At 63.9% G+C, this 15813-nt stretch carries 12 protein-coding genes; 11 read left to right on the forward strand and 1 reads right to left on the reverse strand.

The window, feature by feature from the left end; all coding sequences use genetic code 11:
• Window positions 1-5 precede the first annotated feature (5 nt).
• Entirely contained in the window at window positions 6-2177 is a 2172-nt protein-coding gene (locus ELS24_RS12065) for a phosphocholine-specific phospholipase C (RefSeq protein ID WP_050449341.1), read from the forward strand.
• A gap of 3 nt (window positions 2178-2180) precedes the next feature.
• Here the strand turns inward: ELS24_RS12065 and ELS24_RS12070 are convergent, their stop codons facing one another.
• On the reverse strand, window positions 2181-3083 hold the full coding sequence (locus ELS24_RS12070; protein WP_127184259.1) for a LysR family transcriptional regulator: 903 nt from the start codon (window positions 3081-3083) through the stop codon (window positions 2181-2183).
• 114 nt (window positions 3084-3197) lie between these two features.
• Between ELS24_RS12070 and ggt the strand changes: the two genes are divergently transcribed.
• The 10 genes from ggt (at window position 3198) to ELS24_RS12125 (ending at window position 15779) form a co-directional block, all read left to right on the forward strand.
• Window positions 3198-4826, forward strand: coding sequence for a gamma-glutamyltransferase (ggt, locus tag ELS24_RS12075; protein ID WP_050449339.1), 1629 nt, complete (start codon window positions 3198-3200; stop codon window positions 4824-4826).
• 49 nt (window positions 4827-4875) lie between these two features.
• A complete protein-coding gene (locus ELS24_RS12080) occupies window positions 4876-6390 on the forward strand; it encodes an ABC transporter substrate-binding protein (protein WP_127184260.1) in 1515 nt (504 codons plus the stop codon).
• Between the two features lie 143 nt (window positions 6391-6533).
• Window positions 6534-7478: an ABC transporter permease gene (locus tag ELS24_RS12085; protein ID WP_050449337.1), complete on the forward strand. Its 945-nt coding sequence runs from the start codon at window positions 6534-6536 to the stop codon at window positions 7476-7478.
• Entirely contained in the window at window positions 7475-8353 is an 879-nt protein-coding gene (nikC, locus tag ELS24_RS12090) for a nickel transporter permease (protein WP_050449336.1), read from the forward strand. Before ELS24_RS12085 ends, nikC begins: the two co-directional genes overlap by 4 nt.
• Window positions 8354-8367: 14 nt before the next feature.
• Window positions 8368-10236, forward strand: coding sequence for a dipeptide ABC transporter ATP-binding protein (locus ELS24_RS12095; RefSeq protein WP_127186311.1), 1869 nt, complete (start codon window positions 8368-8370; stop codon window positions 10234-10236).
• A gap of 457 nt (window positions 10237-10693) precedes the next feature.
• The gene (locus tag ELS24_RS12100) at window positions 10694-11650 is read left to right on the forward strand and encodes an IS110 family transposase (protein ID WP_127183044.1); all 957 of its coding nucleotides are present in this window, start codon (window positions 10694-10696) and stop codon (window positions 11648-11650) included.
• A 525-nt stretch (window positions 11651-12175) separates the two neighbouring features.
• A complete protein-coding gene (locus tag ELS24_RS12110; RefSeq protein ID WP_050449334.1) occupies window positions 12176-12712 on the forward strand; it encodes a YaeQ family protein in 537 nt (178 codons plus the stop codon).
• Between the two features lie 156 nt (window positions 12713-12868).
• Window positions 12869-13459 (forward strand): TetR/AcrR family transcriptional regulator, encoded by a 591-nt coding sequence (locus tag ELS24_RS12115; protein ID WP_050449333.1) that lies wholly within the window; start codon window positions 12869-12871, stop codon window positions 13457-13459.
• Window positions 13460-13576: 117 nt separating this feature from the next.
• Complete coding sequence (locus ELS24_RS12120) at window positions 13577-14269, forward strand: SDR family oxidoreductase (RefSeq protein WP_127184261.1); 693 nt, start codon at window positions 13577-13579, stop codon at window positions 14267-14269.
• 19 nt (window positions 14270-14288) lie between these two features.
• The gene (locus ELS24_RS12125; RefSeq protein WP_240669495.1) at window positions 14289-15779 is read left to right on the forward strand and encodes an MFS transporter; all 1491 of its coding nucleotides are present in this window, start codon (window positions 14289-14291) and stop codon (window positions 15777-15779) included.
• The last annotated feature ends 34 nt before the right edge of the window (window positions 15780-15813 follow it).

The raw sequence follows: 15813 nt of genomic DNA on the forward strand, positions 1-15813 counted from the left end.
CATCCGTGAAGTCCGAAAAAGACCCGATCCACGCCGGCAAGCGCCGCTTCCTGCGCAACGCCGCCGCGTCCACCGCCGGCCTGACCGCGCTGTCGATGTTCCCGCCCGCCATCCGCCGCGCGCTGGCCATCCCCGCCAACAACCGCACCGGCACGATCAACGACGTTGAACACGTCGTGATCCTGATGCAGGAAAACCGTTCGTTCGACATGTACTTCGGTACGTATAAGGGCGTGCGCGGTTTTGGCGACCGCATCACCATTCCGCTGCCGCAGAACCGTTCGGTGTGGGAACAGACCAACGGCACCCGCGTGGTCATGCCGTATCACCTGGACAGCACGCAGGGCAACGCCCAGCGCGTGGCCGGCACGCCGCATGATTACGTGGACGCGCAGATGGCGTGGGACGGTGGCCGCATGGACCAGTGGCCGCGCTACAAGCAGAACCAGTCCATGGGTTATTACCGCCAACAAGAGGTGAACTTCCAGTTCCTGCTGGCCGAAGCCTTCACGCTGTGCGACGCCTACCACTGTTCCACCCACGGCGGCACCAACACCAACCGCCTGTTCCTGTGGACGGGCACCAACGACCCGCTGGCTCAAGGCAACGGCCCGTCGACCCGCAACCAGTGGGACAGCCTGGGTGCGTCCACCACCGGCTGGACGTGGAAGACGTATCCGGAACGCCTGCAAGAAAACGGCGTGACCTGGAAGGTCTACCAGAACCTGCCCGAGAACTTCGGCGACAACTCGCTGGCGGGCTTTCAGCAATACCGCCGCGCCAACGAACAGGCGGGCAACGCCGCCAATGGTTCGCCGTATCCGGCCTGGACGCCCAGCATGGACGCCGCCAACCCCTTGTACAAGGGCACGGCCAACACCATGCCGGATGGCGGCTTCCTGCAATCGCTGCGCGACGACGTCAACAACGGCACCTTGCCGCAAGTGTCCTGGATCGTGGCGCCCGCCACGTATTCCGAACACCCTGGCCCGTCCAGCCCCATCCAGGGCGCGTGGTATATCCAGGAAACGCTGGACGCGCTGACGGCCAACCCGGACGTCTGGAGCAAGACGGTGCTCTTGATCAACTTCGACGAAAACGACGGCTACTTCGACCACGTGCCGCCACCCGCCGCGCCGTCGCTGAACGCCGATGGCTCGATGGCGGGCGCGTCCACCGTCAATACCGACCTGGACCGTCACACGCACGCCTCGGCCCAGGATGCGGCCGATAACCGCGTCTACGGCCCCGGCCCGCGCGTGCCGATGTACGTGGTGTCGCCGTGGAGCCGTGGCGGCTGGGTCAATTCCCAGGCCTTCGACCACACCTCGGTGCTGCGCTTCCTGGAAGCCCGCTTCGGTGTGCCCGAAGACAACATCAGCCCGTGGCGCCGCGCCGTGCTGGGCGACCTGACCTCGGCCTTCAACTTCGCCACGCCCAACGACGAAGCGCTGCCCGACCTGAATATCCTGACGCGGGCTGGCGCCGACCAGTTGCGCGCGGACCAGCAGGCCTTGACCGCGGTGCCGCTGCCGGACACCACGGTGCAGGCTCGGCCCGAGCAGGAAAAGGGCGTGCGCTATTCGCGTCCCTTGCCGTATGAGCTGCACACCAGCGGCCGCAGCCAGCCCACCACGGGCAATATGTGGCTGCTGTTCTCCAACACCGGCAAGCAAGCCGCGGTCTTCCATGTGTATGACCGCCTGCATCTGGACCGCCTGCCGCGCCGCTACACGGTGGAACCCGACAAGCAGTTGGAAGGAAGCTGGGATACGGCTGCCGACGGCGGCAAGTATGACCTGTGGGTGCTGGGCCCCAACGGCTATCACCGCCACTTCGCGGGTGACCTGGCCTTGGCGCGCACGTCGCAACTGGACCCGGAAATCCGCGTCTGCTACGACATCGCCAACGGCGACGTCTACGTCAGCTTCATCAACAGCGGCAAGGTCGACTGCACCTTTGAAGTCACGCCCAACGCCTACTACAGCAATAACGAGCGCTGGACGCTGACGGTGCCGGCGGGCGCCAAGGTCGAGCAGCATTGGGCGCTGGAAGCCAGCGGCCACTGGTACGACTTCACGGCCCGCCTGGCTGAAGACCCGGCCTACCTGCGCCGCTTTGCCGGCCGCGTTGAAACCGGCAAGCCTTCGGTGACCGACCCGGCAATGGCCACGTAAGGCTCAGGCGGCAGTCTGCGGTTCGCGCGCCCGGAAAGCCGTGGCGCACGCGTCGCAGATTGCCGCCGTGATGCCCTGGCGCGCATGCTCGCGCCGTTCCAGCATGCCGATGGCCCGCGCAAGCGGGCCCAAGTCCTGGGGCAGCGTCAGAATGCGAAGTTCCGGGCTGTGCTGCCAGTTGGACCCATTGATCAGCGGCAGCAGGGTCACGCCCACTTCCTGACGCACCAGTTCCACCAGCGTCTCGATGGCGTTGAGTTCCAGGAATTCATTCAGCGGCACGGCCAGGCGCCGCAGCAGGCGGTCAATCTGCAAGCCCGTGCGCTGCGTGCGGTCAAAGCGCAAGAAGGGATTGTTGGCCAGTACCTGGCGGGCGTCCTTGCCGGGCGCCGACGCGGGCGCAATCACCACCAGTTGTTCTTCATATAGCGGCGTCCAGCGCGTGCTGGCCATCTTGCGCCCGGCCTCCACCAGAAAGGCCGCGTCCAGCTCGCCGTCTTCGACCTTGCCGGCCAATTCACTGGCCTTGCCCGACAGAATGCGCACGTCCAGCTTGGGGTGGGCCTTCTTCAGCCCCGACACCACCTTGGACAGCGTGCCCATGCACGACACGATGCTGCCCACCGATACCGCGCCCGCCAATTCGCCCGGCACGGTTCTCGGTAGCCGCATTCGGTCGTATAAATCCAGTAAATGCTTGATTTCAGGTAGCAATTCGCGGCCAGCTGCGTTAAGAATGGCAAGTCGGCCGCTGCGGTCAAAGAGTTCGCGCCCCAGCTCGGCCTCTAGCGTGCGCATCTGGAAGCTGACGGCGGCCTGGGTCAGCGCCACTTGCTCGGCCGCTTCCGAAAAAGAGCCATGGTGGGCGACCGCCAGAAAAGTGCGTAAAAACCGAATGGTGCTCATGGTGGCGACTCATAAAAATTTCTTTTATGACGGAACAAAAAATCAAATTGATTTAATTAGATCACGAGAGTACCTTCGCCTGCTTAACCGTTCAGACCGTTTAGAGACAAGCACATGAAAACCTTCGACTGGGCCAACCCGTATCCTTCCGTCCGCATTCCGCTGTTCGCGCGCAACGTGGTGTCCACGTCGCACCCGTTGGCGGCCCAGGCGGGCCTGCGCATGATGCTCAAGGGCGGCAACGCCGTGGACGCCGCCATTGCCGCCGCCGCCACGATCGTGTTGGTGGAACCGGTGTCTTGCGGCCTGGGCGGCGACTGCTTCGCCATCGTCTGGGACGGCAAGGAACTGCATGGCTTGAACTCGTCGGGCGTGGCGCCCGCCGCGTGGAATACCGAATACTTCAAGGCCAAGTACGGCACGGGCCCCGACGGCCTGGCCATCCAGCCCAAGCGCGGCTGGGACGCCGTGACGGTGCCGGGCGTGGTGGCCGGTTGGGCCGCGCTGCACGAAAAGCTGGGCAAGCTGCCGTTTGAACAACTGTTCGAACCCGCCATCGAAATCGCCGAGCGCGGCTACGCCGTGCCGCCGGTCGTGGCGCACAAGTGGGCCGCCGCCGCCGACGAACTGAAGTCGCAGCCGGGCTACGCCGCCGCCTTCATGCCCGAGGGCCGCGCGCCCAAGGTCGGCGAACACTTCCGTTTCCCCGACGCCGCCAACACGCTGCGCCGCATCGCCGAATCCAAGGGCCGCGACTTCTATGAAGGCGAGCTGGCCGAACGCATCGCTGCCTTCAGCAAGGAATGCGGCGGCGCGATGACGCTGGAAGACCTGCGCAACTACCGTCCGGACTGGGTCAAGCCCATTTCGAAGTCGTACCGTGGCTACGAGCTGCACGAAATCCCGCCCAACGGGCAGGGCATTGCCGCGCTGATCGCGCTGGGCATCGTCGAACGCTTCGATATGTCCGACATTCCCGTGGATTCGGTGCAATCGCAGCACATCCAGATCGAAGCCATGAAGCTGGCGTTTGCCGATCTGTATAAGTACGTGGCCGACCCGCGCGCCATGCAGGTGACGCCCGAGCAGATGCTGTCGGACGCCTACCTGGACAGCCGCGCCAAGCTGATCCGCCTGGACCAGGCCACGCATTTCGAAGCCGGCCGCCCGCATGCCGGCGGCACCATCTACCTGACCGCCGCCGACGAAAACGGCATGATGATTTCGTTCATCCAGTCCAACTACATGGGCTTCGGATCGGGCGTGGTCGTGCCGGGCACCGGCATCAGCATGCAGAACCGTGGCGTGGGTTTCTCGATGGATCCCAAGTCGGCCAACGTGGTGGAAGGCGGCAAGCGCCCGTTCCACACCATCATCCCGGGCTTCCTCACGCGCGGCGGCAAGCCGGTGATGAGCTTTGGCGTGATGGGCGGCGACATGCAGCCCCAAGGCCACATGCAAACCGTGGTCCGCATGATCGACTACCACCAGAACCCGCAGGCCGCGTGCTGCGCGCCGCGCTGGAAGGTCAACCGCGACTTCACGCTGGACATCGAGACCAACATGAAGGCCTCCACCATTGCGGGCCTGAAAGACCTGGGTCATGCTTTGAAGTCGGTTGACGATCCGTACATGGACTTCGGCGCCGGCCAGTTCATCTGGCGCATGTCCGAAAACGACAACGAACTGGGTTATGTCGCCGCCAGCGACAGCCGCCGCGACGGCCAGGCAGTCGGCTTCTAAGACAGCCCTTCACATTCAAGCATCGCAAGCACCAAGGGGAAATACCACAATGAAACGCTTGACCTTGACCTTCGGCGCCAGCTTGCTGGCGCTGGCCGCCGGCGCCGCGTGCGCCCAGAACATCCGCATCGGCCTGCAGGAAGATCCGGACGTGCTGGACCCGCACCGCGCCCGCACCTATGTGGGCCGCATCGTGTTCACGTCGCTTTGCGACAAGCTGGTGGACATTGATCCCAAGCTGCACTTCGTGCCGCAACTGGCCACGTCGTGGTCGTTCAGCCCCGACAACAAGGTGCTGACCTTCAAGCTGCGTGACGACGCGCTGTTCCACGACGGCTCGAAGTTCGACGCCGCCGCGGCCAAGGCCAACATCGAACGCGCCAAGTCCCTGCCGGACAGCCTGCGCAAGGGCGAACTGGCCTCGGTCGACAAGGTAGATGCGCCGGACGCCACGACGCTGGTGCTTACCCTGAAAAAGCCGGATGCCACCTTGCTGGCGCAGTTGTCGGACCGCGCCGGCATGATGCTGTCGCCCGCGACCTTCAACGACGCCGACGTGGCCGCCGTGGGCCGCAAGCCCGTGTGCTCGGGCCCGTACAAGTTTGTGGAACGCATCCAGAACGACCGCATCGTGCTGGAGAAGTTCGACAAGTACTACGACGCCAAGGACTACGCCTTCCAGCGCATCACCTTCCTGCCCATCCCCGACACCACCGTGCGCTTGTCGAACCTGCGCGCGGGTGACCTGGACATGCTGGAACGCCTGAACCCGTCGGATGCACCGCAAGTCAAGACCGACGCCAGCCTGACGTTTGCACCGGTGGCGGGTCTTGGCTTCCAGCAGTTCATGTTCAACGTGGGCAACGGCAAGCGCGCCGAAGACAACCCGTTCAAGAACAAGCTGGTGCGCCAGGCGTTCCAGTACGCCATCGACCGCAACGTCATCAACGACGTGGCCGGCGGCGGCATCTTCGAACCCGCGCAGCAACCCTTCCCGCCCGCAAGCCCCTATCACAGCGACAAGTTCCCCGTCACCAAGCGCGACGTGGCCAAGTCCAAGGCGCTGTTGAAGCAGGCCGGCATGGAACGCGTGAAGGCCGAGCTGGTGTTCGGCAACAACACGACCACCTCGTCCATCGCGGAAATCGTGCAGGCCATGGCGGCCGAGGCGGGCTTTGACCTGTCCCTGCGTCCCACGGAATACGCGGCCCTGCAAAAAGAAGCGTCGGCCGGCAACTTCCAGATCGTGATGCTGGGCTGGTCCGGCCGGGTTGATCCGGACGGCAACATATACGCCTTCGTGACGTGCAAGGGCGCATTGAACGACGGCCATTACTGCAATCCGGAAGTGGACAAGCTGCTGAACGAAGCCCGCACCATTCCGGATGAAGCCCAGCGCAAGGTCATCTACGAAAAGGCGCTGACCATCATGCAGGACGAGCTGCCCGGCGTGTACAACTACTACCAGCCCTGGCCCTTCGTGATGGCCAAGAAGGTCAAGGGCTTCACGCCGTATCCGGATGGCATGATTCGTCTGAAGGGCGTGACGTTCGCGCAGAAGTGATGACGAGGCGCGGCGGCCCGCCTGCTTGGTGGCCGCCGCGCGCGTGGGGCGCAGCGATGCGTCCCATGGCTTTTTGCGGCGGACGCGCGCCAGGTGTTGTGGCCTGAGCCCGTCCGCCGTTCCTGTTTTACGGTTTCCCCCACATGCTTAAACTTATCTTGCGCCGCGTGATCGTCGCGATACCGACCCTGATTCTGGTGTCGATGATCGTCTTCATGCTGCAGAAAATCTTGCCTGGCGACCCGGTGCTGACGCTGGCCGGCGAAGAGCGCGACCCGGCCGTGCTGGATTATCTGCGCGACAAATACCGCCTGAACGACCCGCTGCCCGTGCAATACGCGGCCTGGGCCGGGCAGGTGCTGCAAGGCGATTTGGGCAAATCCCTGCGCACCGACGTGCCCGTCACGACGCTGATCGCGCAGAAGCTGCCCGTGACCTTGCAACTGGCCGCCATGGCCATGTTCTTTGCACTCTTGATCGGCATTCCCATGGGGATCATCGCCGCGGTGCGCAAGGGCAAGCCCATTGAAATGGGCGCCAACATCGCGGCGCTGTCCGGCATGTCGATTCCGAACTTCTGGCTGGGCATCATCCTGATCATGGTGGTGTCGGTGCAATGGCGGCTGCTGCCGGCCTCGGGCTATGTATCGCCCGCCGAAGACTTCTGGCTGTCGATCAAGACGATGCTGATGCCGTCGCTGGTGCTGTCCACGGCGATTGCGGCGTATCTGATGCGGCACACGCGTTCGTCCATGCTGGAGGCGCTGTCAGCCGATTACGTGCGCACCGCGCGCGCGAAGGGCGTATCGCCGCGCAAGGTGGTGCTGCGCCATGCCTTGCGCAATGCGTTGATGCCTATCGTGACGCTGGTGACCTTGCTGTTCGGTGAATTGCTGGCCGGCGCCGTGCTGACCGAACAGGTCTTCACGATTCCGGGCTTTGGCAAGCTGGTGGTGGACGCGGTGTTCACGCGTGATTACGCGGTGGTGCAGGGCGTGGTGCTCTGCGTGGCGGTGGGCTTCATCTTGATGAACCTGCTGGCCGACATTCTGTACATCCTGGTCAACCCCCGCCTGAGGCACTCATGAGCGCAAATACTGCAACGGCCGCTGCCGTCACGCCGCCCCGCAGCCGCAATCGCGCCTGGGGCAAATTCAAACGCAACCACATCGCGATGCTCGGCTTGGGCATCGTGGCGTTCTTCGTGCTGCTGGCCGTGCTGGCGCCGTTTATCGCCAACCACGATCCCTTGCAGACCAGCTTCACCACCATCCGCAAGGCGCCGTCGGCGTCGTATTGGCTGGGCACGGATGAACTGGGCCGCGATATTTTCAGCCGCATGGTCTATGGCGCCCGCGCGTCCTTGATGGCGGGTCTGGTGTCGGTGCTGATCGCCTTGGTGGTCGGGGTGCCGTTCGGGCTTGCGGCCGGCTACTTCGGCGGCTGGACGGACAGCATCATTTCGCGCGCCACGGAAGCGTTGCTGGCCATTCCGTTTTTGATTCTGGCGATTGCGCTGGCCGCGTTTCTTGGGCCCAGCCTGACCAATGCGATGATCGCCATTGGCGTATCGGCCGCGCCGAAGTTCGTGCGGCTGACGCGCGGGCAGGTGCTGGCGGTGAAGAACGAAGACTATGTGCAGAGCGCGCGCGCGCTGGGCGCGTCGGACTTGCGCATCATCGGCCGGCACGTGTTTCCCAACGTGATGCCGCCGCTGATTGTGCAGGCCACCATCACCATCGCCACGGCCATCATCGCCGAGGCCAGCCTGTCGTTCCTGGGGCTGGGTCTGCAACCGCCGACGCCGTCGTGGGGCTCGATGCTGAACACGGCCAAGAACTTCATGACCCAGGCGCCCTGGATGTCGATCTTTCCCGGATCGGCCATTTTCCTGGTGGTGCTGGGCTTCAATCTGCTGGGCGACGGGTTGCGCGACGCGCTTGATCCGCGTCAGGAAAAGTAATCACTATGGCAACAATGGATTCCAAACGCGTCGTCGAGGTCAGTGGCCTGTCGGTGCGCTTCAAGACCCCGGATCGCACGGTGGATGCCGTGCGCAATGTGTCGTTCCATGTGGATCGTGGCGAAACCCTGGCCATCGTGGGCGAGTCGGGTTCGGGTAAGTCGGTGACGTCGCTGGCGCTGATGCGCCTGGTGGAATACGGCGGCGGCAAGATCATCAATGGCGATATGTTCCTGCGCCGCCGCAATGGCGAGGTGCTGGACTTGGCGCACGCGCCGGACACGACGTTGCAGCGCGTGCGCGGTGCGGACGTGGCGATGATTTTCCAGGAGCCGATGACGTCGCTGAACCCCAGCTTCACGGCGGGCAATCAGATTGCCGAGGCCTTGCAACTGCACCAGGGGCTGGACGCGGCGGCGGCGCGTGCGGAAACGCTGCGCATGCTGGAGCGGGTGCGCATCCCCGAGGCGCGGGCCATTCTGGACCGTTATCCGCACCAGTTGTCGGGCGGGATGCGGCAGCGGGTGATGATTGCGATGGCGCTGTCGTGCAAGCCGCAATTGCTGATTGCGGATGAACCGACCACGGCGCTGGATGTGACGATTCAGGCTCAGATCCTGCAACTGATCCGTCAGTTGCAGGAAGAGATGGACATGGGGGTGATCTTCATTACGCACGATATGGGCGTGGTGGCGGAAGTAGCCGACCGTGTGCTGGTGATGTATCGCGGCGACAAGGTGGAAGAGGGCGGTTCGGACGAGATTTTCGCGCGTCCGCAGCATGCGTATACGCGCGCGTTGTTGTCGGCGGTGCCTCGCTTGGGGGCGATGCACGGCACGGATGAGCCGGCGCCGTTTCCGCTGTTGAAGCTGGAAGAGGCGGCGCAGGTGGCGAACCCGGCGGCGCTGGTGGATGCGCCGGTGGCGGCGCCGTCAACGGTGCGCCGCGAGAATGGGCCGGTGTTGAAGGTGCGGGACCTGACGACGAGTTTCGATATTACGGGCGGCATTCTGGGCCGGGTGCAGAAGCGTGTGCATGCGGTGGAGAAGGTCAGCTTTGATCTGTATCCGGGCGAGACGCTGTCGCTGGTGGGTGAGTCGGGCTGCGGCAAGACGACGACGGGTCGGTCGCTGTTGCAACTGGTGAAGAGCAAGGGCGGGACGATCGAGTTCGACGGCAAGAACATTGGTGCGCTGCGCGGTAGCGCGATGCAGACGTTGCGCCAGCATATCCAGTTCATTTTCCAGGACCCGTTCGCGTCGCTGGACCCGCGCATGACGGTGGGGTATTCGATCATGGAACCCTTGTTGATCCACGGGGTGGCCAAGGGCAAGGCGGCCGAGGAACGGGTGCGCTGGCTGATGGAAAAGTGCGGGCTGTTGCCGGAAATGATCGACCGCTATCCGCATGAGTTTTCGGGCGGGCAGCGTCAGCGTATCTGCATTGCGCGGGCGTTGGCGTTGAATCCGAAGGTGGTGATTGCGGATGAGTCGGTGTCGGCGCTGGATGTGTCGATCCAGGCGCAGATCGTGAATTTGCTGCTGGATCTGCAACGGGAATTGGGGGTGTCGTTCCTGTTCATTTCGCACGATATGGCGGTGGTGGAACGGGTGAGTCACCGGGTGGCGGTGATGTACCTGGGGCAGATCGTGGAAATCGGCCCGCGCCGCGCGATCTTCGAAAACCCGCAGCATCCGTATACGAAGAAGCTGATGGCGGCAGTGCCGATCGCGGACCCGCAACGGCGGCATCGTGAACGGTCGCTGCTGGTGGATGAGATTCCCAGCCCGATGAGAAAGCTGGGGGACGATCCGCTGGTGGAGCCGCTGGTGGCCGTTGGGGAAGGGCATTTCGTGGCGCGGCATTCGGTTGGGGTTTATTGAGGGCGATGTTGGTCCTGGGGTTCGATGTGGATCTAAGGATTCGACGTGGATCCTGGGCTGCGATGTGAGTCCGAGGATGCGAATTTACGCCCGGAATGGGCTGTTGGTCCTGGGATGGGATGTTGATTCTAGGATGGGATGTTGGTTCTTAAGGCGCGTTTGGCGTTGGGGCGAGGATGAGCTTGGCTCAACGATTGCGGTCCGGAGCCTTCGCTCCGGACGTCCCCTTCGTCATCCTTGTATGGTGTAGGTGCGCCCTCTGCAGTGGGGAGGGCGCTGGGGTATGGGACGTCGTCATCCATCAGCCGGTAGGCGCCGGACTGCCACAACGAGAGCATCCCACCCCGCCTCACAGCGTCGATAAGGAATCTAGCGGCCAGGACCGCCGATTGATCGCAAGGTAACGCCCGAGGCGAGGCTACCCCAGCGGACTTAACGTATCGCAGGGAGAGCAATCATGCAAACATCAGGCTGTTTTATTGGGGTCGATGTCGGTAAGTTTGAGCTGCAAGTTGCCGGTCATGAAGGAAGGATTGTGGCGGGCGTGCTGCCCAACAATCGTTCCAGTATCGTCGGTTGGCTCAAGCGTTTGCCCGCCGGCAGCGTGATCGCGATGGAGGCGACTGGGGGCTACCAGGAGTTGTTGGCCCGCACGGCGCACGACCAGGGATTTGAGGTTTACGTCCTGAACCCTACCCATGTGCATCATTACGCCATCTCGTTGGGCAACCGGGGCAAGACCGATCGTCTGGATGCCGAGGTTATTGCGCAGTACATCGCACAGCGGCGTACAAAACTACACCGTTATGAGCCAATATCGCCAGAGCTGCAACAGGCCAAGTCGCTCCAGGCGCTTCGGTCAACGGTGGTGCGCGTAGGCACGTCGTTGAGGCTGTCCGCGCAGCGCCATGGTTGCGCCAGCAGCCATCAGAAGAAGGCCCTGGCAAGCCTGAACTTGTGGGCCGAACAGCTTGAGCGGGAGTTGATCGCCACGATCAAGGCCGACAGTGAGTGGGCCAAGACCTACGGCCTGCTGACTAGCATCTGCGGCATCGGCCCGATCAATGGCGCGGCCCTGACGACCTTGTTCAACCGGGTCCACTTCGCCAGCAGCGATGCAGCGGTGGCCTTCTGTGGGCTGGACCCCAGGCCGAACGAGTCCGGTAGAAAAACGGGCCGGCGGCGCTTGAGCAAACAGGGAGACAAGGCAGCCAGGACCTTGCTCTACAACGCGGCCAGTTCGGCAGCGCGTTCGATTTACTTCAAGGATTACTACGCCATGCTCCGGGCACGCGGCCTGGCTTCGACGGCAGCCTTGGTGGTGATTGCGCGCAAACTCTTGCGCATCGCCTACGGGGTCTGGCGCACTGGTCAGTCCTTCGATCCTGGGAAATTGCGGCCGGTTATGGGTTGACCCAAACCATAGAATCTCGTTGCCGCCTGCGGCGGCTGCCTTCGGATTCCCTCGGGCGCATCGACTCGCCTCGCTCACCCTCGCCCCAACGCCAAACGCTCCAGCCATAGCCGGTGACGGATGCCGGGGCGAGCGGTGTGCTTGGCATTCTTGCCTCGGGGGTGGTTTGGCGGAAGGCCTTGCAGGGCCGCCAAAGCCGGCCGCGCGGGCGGCCTTTTTTGGCATTTGGCGGTGACTTGCCGCGCTAGTTATTCCCTGCTGCCGGCCGATGTTACCCATGGCACGGACCTCACCACTGTAGGATGGGTGAAGCGCGGCATGCCTTGAACAAAAACGCCAACCTCCATCGCGCGTAACCCATCACCCACCCCCGCAAAAAAACCTACCCCTACTCCAACGCCAATTTCAACCCAAACGCAATAAACACCGCGCCCGTCATCCGGTCCAATCCCCGCATGACTTCCGGCCAGGCGGTATCATGGCGGGCTTCACGCAATTCGCACCATTCACTACGGATTTTTCGCCATGGCCCTGCGCGCCACCATCTACAAGGCCGAACTCAACGTCGCCGACACGGACCGCCATTACTACGGCAGCCATGCGCTGACGGTCGCCCGCCACCCCTCTGAAACGGACGAACGCATGATGGTGCGCCTGGTGGCGTTTGCGCTGCATGCGCAGGAAGAACTGGCATTCACTAAAGGTTTGAGCGACACCGACGAACCTGACTTGTGGGTCAAGGACCTGACCGGCGCGGTCAAGCTGTGGATCGAAGTGGGCCAGCCCGAAGAGCGCCGCATTCTGCGTGCTTGTGGGCGTGCCGACGAAGTCATCATCTATTGCTACGGCGGGTCGGCCAGCAAGATCTGGTGGGACGGCGTGCGTAACAAACTGGAACGCACCCGCAACCTGAAGGTGGTGAACCTGCCGTCCGATCAGAGCCGGGCGCTGGCCAAGCTGGCCGAGCGCACCATGCAACTGAACGCCAACATCTCGGACGGCATTGTGTATTTCTCGGCCGACAAGGGCGAGGTCAGCGTCGAACCCGAGGTCTGGCGTTAGGCACGGCGCCTGTGGGCGGGGCTGCTGTAGTTGAAACCCCTGCTTTGAACACCCCGTAGTTACGACTCCAGCAGTTACAAAATCCCCCACATTCTTCTTGCGCGCCGGATTTTTGCGGGATTAATATGATGAGCATCATATTTCAGGATCCCGAGCATGTCTGGCCCCTCGAACCGCAAGGCGCTTTCTCACGAACGGATTGTTGACGCCGCCGCGCGCGCCATCCGTCGGGAAGGGTATGCCGGCGTGGGCGTGGCCGACATCATGAAGGAAGCCGGGTTGACGCATGGTGGGTTCTACGCGCATTTTCCGTCGCGCGACGCGCTGTTGGCTGCCGCGATGGAACGTGCCGGGCGCGATGGTGCATCGCGCATGATGCAAAGTGTGGCCAAGCGCCAGGCCGAGGGCGCCAGCGCGCTGCAAGCCTGGGTGGACGCCTATCTGGGCGACGCGCATCTGCAAGGTTGCGAACGGGGTTGCCCGGTGGCGGCGCTGGCTTCCGAGATGCCGCGCCAGTCGCCTGAAGTGCGCGAGGTGTCGGCCGCGCGTGTGCAGCGGCTGATGCAGGCGGTGCGTGAAGTTTTACCCCCGGACGCGGGCGAACATGCCGCCGCTGGGGTGACCAGCACGCTGGTGGGTGCGCTGCAACTGGCGCGCGCGCTGGGCGATAACGCCGAAGGGCGCGCCGTGCTGGCGTCGGCCCGCCAGACCATCCTGGACCAGTACGACACCGGGACCGCCTCATGAGCTTGACCGCCTACCGATTTCCAGGCCGCCGTGCGCGGCCTTTTTACCCGACAGAAATATGATGATCATCATATTTAAACCAGTCAGCAGTCTCTACTTCCCGACAAGGACCCCATCATGAATCTCAAGAATGCAGTCGTGTTGATTACCGGCGCCAACCGCGGTCTGGGTTTGGCTTTTGCGCGCGTCGCGTTGGCCCGTGGCGCCCGCAAGGTCTACGCCGCCGCGCGTGATCCGTCCACGATCACTCTGCCTGGGGTCGAGGCCATCAAGCTGGATGTGTCCAACCCCGCCGATGTGGCGGCCGCCGCGGCGCACGCCAAGGACGTGACGCTGGTCATCAACAACGCGGGCATCGCGGCCATGGGTGGCTTTCTGGACGCCGACGCCATCGAATCGGCGCAACGCCACCTGGACGTCAATCTGTTCGGTTCGTTGCGCGTGGCGCAGGCATTCGCGCCGGTGCTGGCCGCCAATGGCGGCGGCGCGTTGCTGAACGTGCTGTCGATCGCCAGTTGGATCAACGGCCAACCGCTGGGCCTGTACGCGATGAGCAAGTCGGCCGCCTGGGCCATGACGAACGGCTTGCGTCACGACTTGCGCGCGCAGGGCACGCAGGTGCTGGGCTTGCACATGGGCTTTGTCGATACCGATCTGACCAAGGGCATAGACGCGCCAAAGTCCACACCGGATTCCATCGTCAACCAGGCGTTCGATGGCCTGGAAGCGGGTGCGGAAGAGGTGTTGGCCGATGAGCGGACTCGCCAGGTGAAGCAAGGTTTGTCGGCCAATCCGTCCGTTTACCTGTAGGCGCGGGGCAAAGACCACCATGCATGCCAACGCGCATTCTCAAACGCCGCCGACCACCGCGCCCGCGGTAGCGCCCGCAGCGCTCACCGCCGCGCCCGTCACGGCTTCCCCCTGGCCCGTCTTCTGGGTGGCCAGCATCGCCGTGTTCCTGGTGTCGCTGGACGCCACCATGCTGTACGCGGCGTTCGGCGCCTTGCGCGCGGGCTTTCCCCAGGCGTCGGCCGCGGATATGTCCTGGGTGCTCAACGCCTACACCGTGGTGTTCGCGGCCATGCTGATTCCGTCGGGCGGCCTGGCCGACACGCATGGTCGCAAGCGCATGTTCATGATGGGGGTGGCCTTGTTCCTGGCTGCTTCCGCCGCTTGCGGCTTGGCCGGCAATGTGGGGTGGCTGATTGCCGCGCGCGTGTTGCAGGCGGTTGGCGCGGCGCTGTTGATGCCGGCGTCCCTGTCGATTGTGTTGGCGGTGTTTCCCCCGCAAAAGCGCGCGGTGGCGGTCAGTTTGTGGGGCGCGGTGGGTGCCCTGGCAGCGGCCATCGGCCCCAGCCTCGGCGCATTCGTGGTGGACATGGCGGGCTGGCCCTGGGCGTTCTACATCAATCTGCCGCTGGGCGCCGTGTCGCTCTGGTTTGGCGCCGGGCTGTTGAAGGAATCGGTCAAGCCCGAGGCGCGCCGCCGTGTGGATGGCGTGGGCATGGTCTTGTTGATGGTGGCGGTGGGCGCGCTGGCGTTGGCGACGGTGCAATCGGAATCCCCAACCTGGACCCGCGTGGAACTGTTGGTGGTGGCGGCGGTGGGCGTGGTGTCGATGGGCGCGTTCGTGGCCTGGGCGCGTTCCACGCCGCATCCGCTGGTGGATCTGGCCTTGTTCAAGCACCGCACCTACCGCTATGTGAACCTGGCCACGCTCAGCTTCGGCATTGCGTTCGCGATGATGTTCTTCGCCTACTTCTTCTACATGACGGGCGTGTGGCACTACAGCCTGCCGCGCGCGGGCCTGGCGGTCACGCCCGGCCCCTTGCTGGTCATGCCGACGGCGATCATTACCGGCCGCCTGGCGGCACGCCTGGGTCACCGGCCGTTCCTGGTGATGGGTTCCTTGATCTACGCGGCCAGCGGTCTGTGGTTCTTGCTGGTGCCCGGCGAACAACCCGCTTATCTGACGCAGTGGTTGCCGGGCCTGCTGTTAAGCGGCATCGGCGTGGGGATGGTGCTGCCGTCTTTGTCGGGCGCCGCCGTCAGCCGCTTGCCGGCGCAACACTACGCGGTGGGCAGCGCCGTCAACCAGGCCACGCGCCAGATCGGCGGGGTGATGGGCGTGGCGATCACGGTGTTGTTGTTGGGGCAGGGCGCAGTCAGCCATGCGGATTTCTCGCCGCTGTATATGGGGCATGTGGGGCTGGCATTGTTGACGGCGCTGTTGTGCCTGGCGGTGGATACGCGGCCAGACCAACCCAGGCACGAAGGCAAACACGAAGGCAAGCACGACGGCAAGCGGCCGCGCAGGTAAAAGCCGTGCCTTCCCTGTCAGCCGGGATACCAGC

The sequence above is a fragment of the Achromobacter spanius genome, assembly GCF_003994415.1.
GTDB lineage: Bacteria > Pseudomonadota > Gammaproteobacteria > Burkholderiales > Burkholderiaceae_B > Achromobacter > Achromobacter spanius_C.

Coding starts and splice junctions, on each gene's coding strand:
- ELS24_RS12095 (WP_127186311.1), top strand. CDS start 8,368: ATGGATTCCAAACGCGTCGTCGAGGTCAGTGGCCTGTCGGTGCGCTTC.
- ELS24_RS12110 (WP_050449334.1), top strand. CDS start 12,176: ATGGCCCTGCGCGCCACCATCTACAAGGCCGAACTCAACGTCGCCGAC.
- ELS24_RS12115 (WP_050449333.1), top strand. CDS start 12,869: ATGTCTGGCCCCTCGAACCGCAAGGCGCTTTCTCACGAACGGATTGTT.
- ELS24_RS12080 (WP_127184260.1), top strand. CDS start 4,876: ATGAAACGCTTGACCTTGACCTTCGGCGCCAGCTTGCTGGCGCTGGCC.
- ELS24_RS12100 (WP_127183044.1), top strand. CDS start 10,694: ATGCAAACATCAGGCTGTTTTATTGGGGTCGATGTCGGTAAGTTTGAG.
- ELS24_RS12125 (WP_240669495.1), top strand. CDS start 14,289: ATGCATGCCAACGCGCATTCTCAAACGCCGCCGACCACCGCGCCCGCG.
- ELS24_RS12120 (WP_127184261.1), top strand. CDS start 13,577: ATGAATCTCAAGAATGCAGTCGTGTTGATTACCGGCGCCAACCGCGGT.
- nikC (WP_050449336.1), top strand. CDS start 7,475: ATGAGCGCAAATACTGCAACGGCCGCTGCCGTCACGCCGCCCCGCAGC.
- ELS24_RS12085 (WP_050449337.1), top strand. CDS start 6,534: ATGCTTAAACTTATCTTGCGCCGCGTGATCGTCGCGATACCGACCCTG.
- ggt (WP_050449339.1), top strand. CDS start 3,198: ATGAAAACCTTCGACTGGGCCAACCCGTATCCTTCCGTCCGCATTCCG.
- ELS24_RS12070 (WP_127184259.1), bottom strand. CDS start 3,083: ATGAGCACCATTCGGTTTTTACGCACTTTTCTGGCGGTCGCCCACCAT.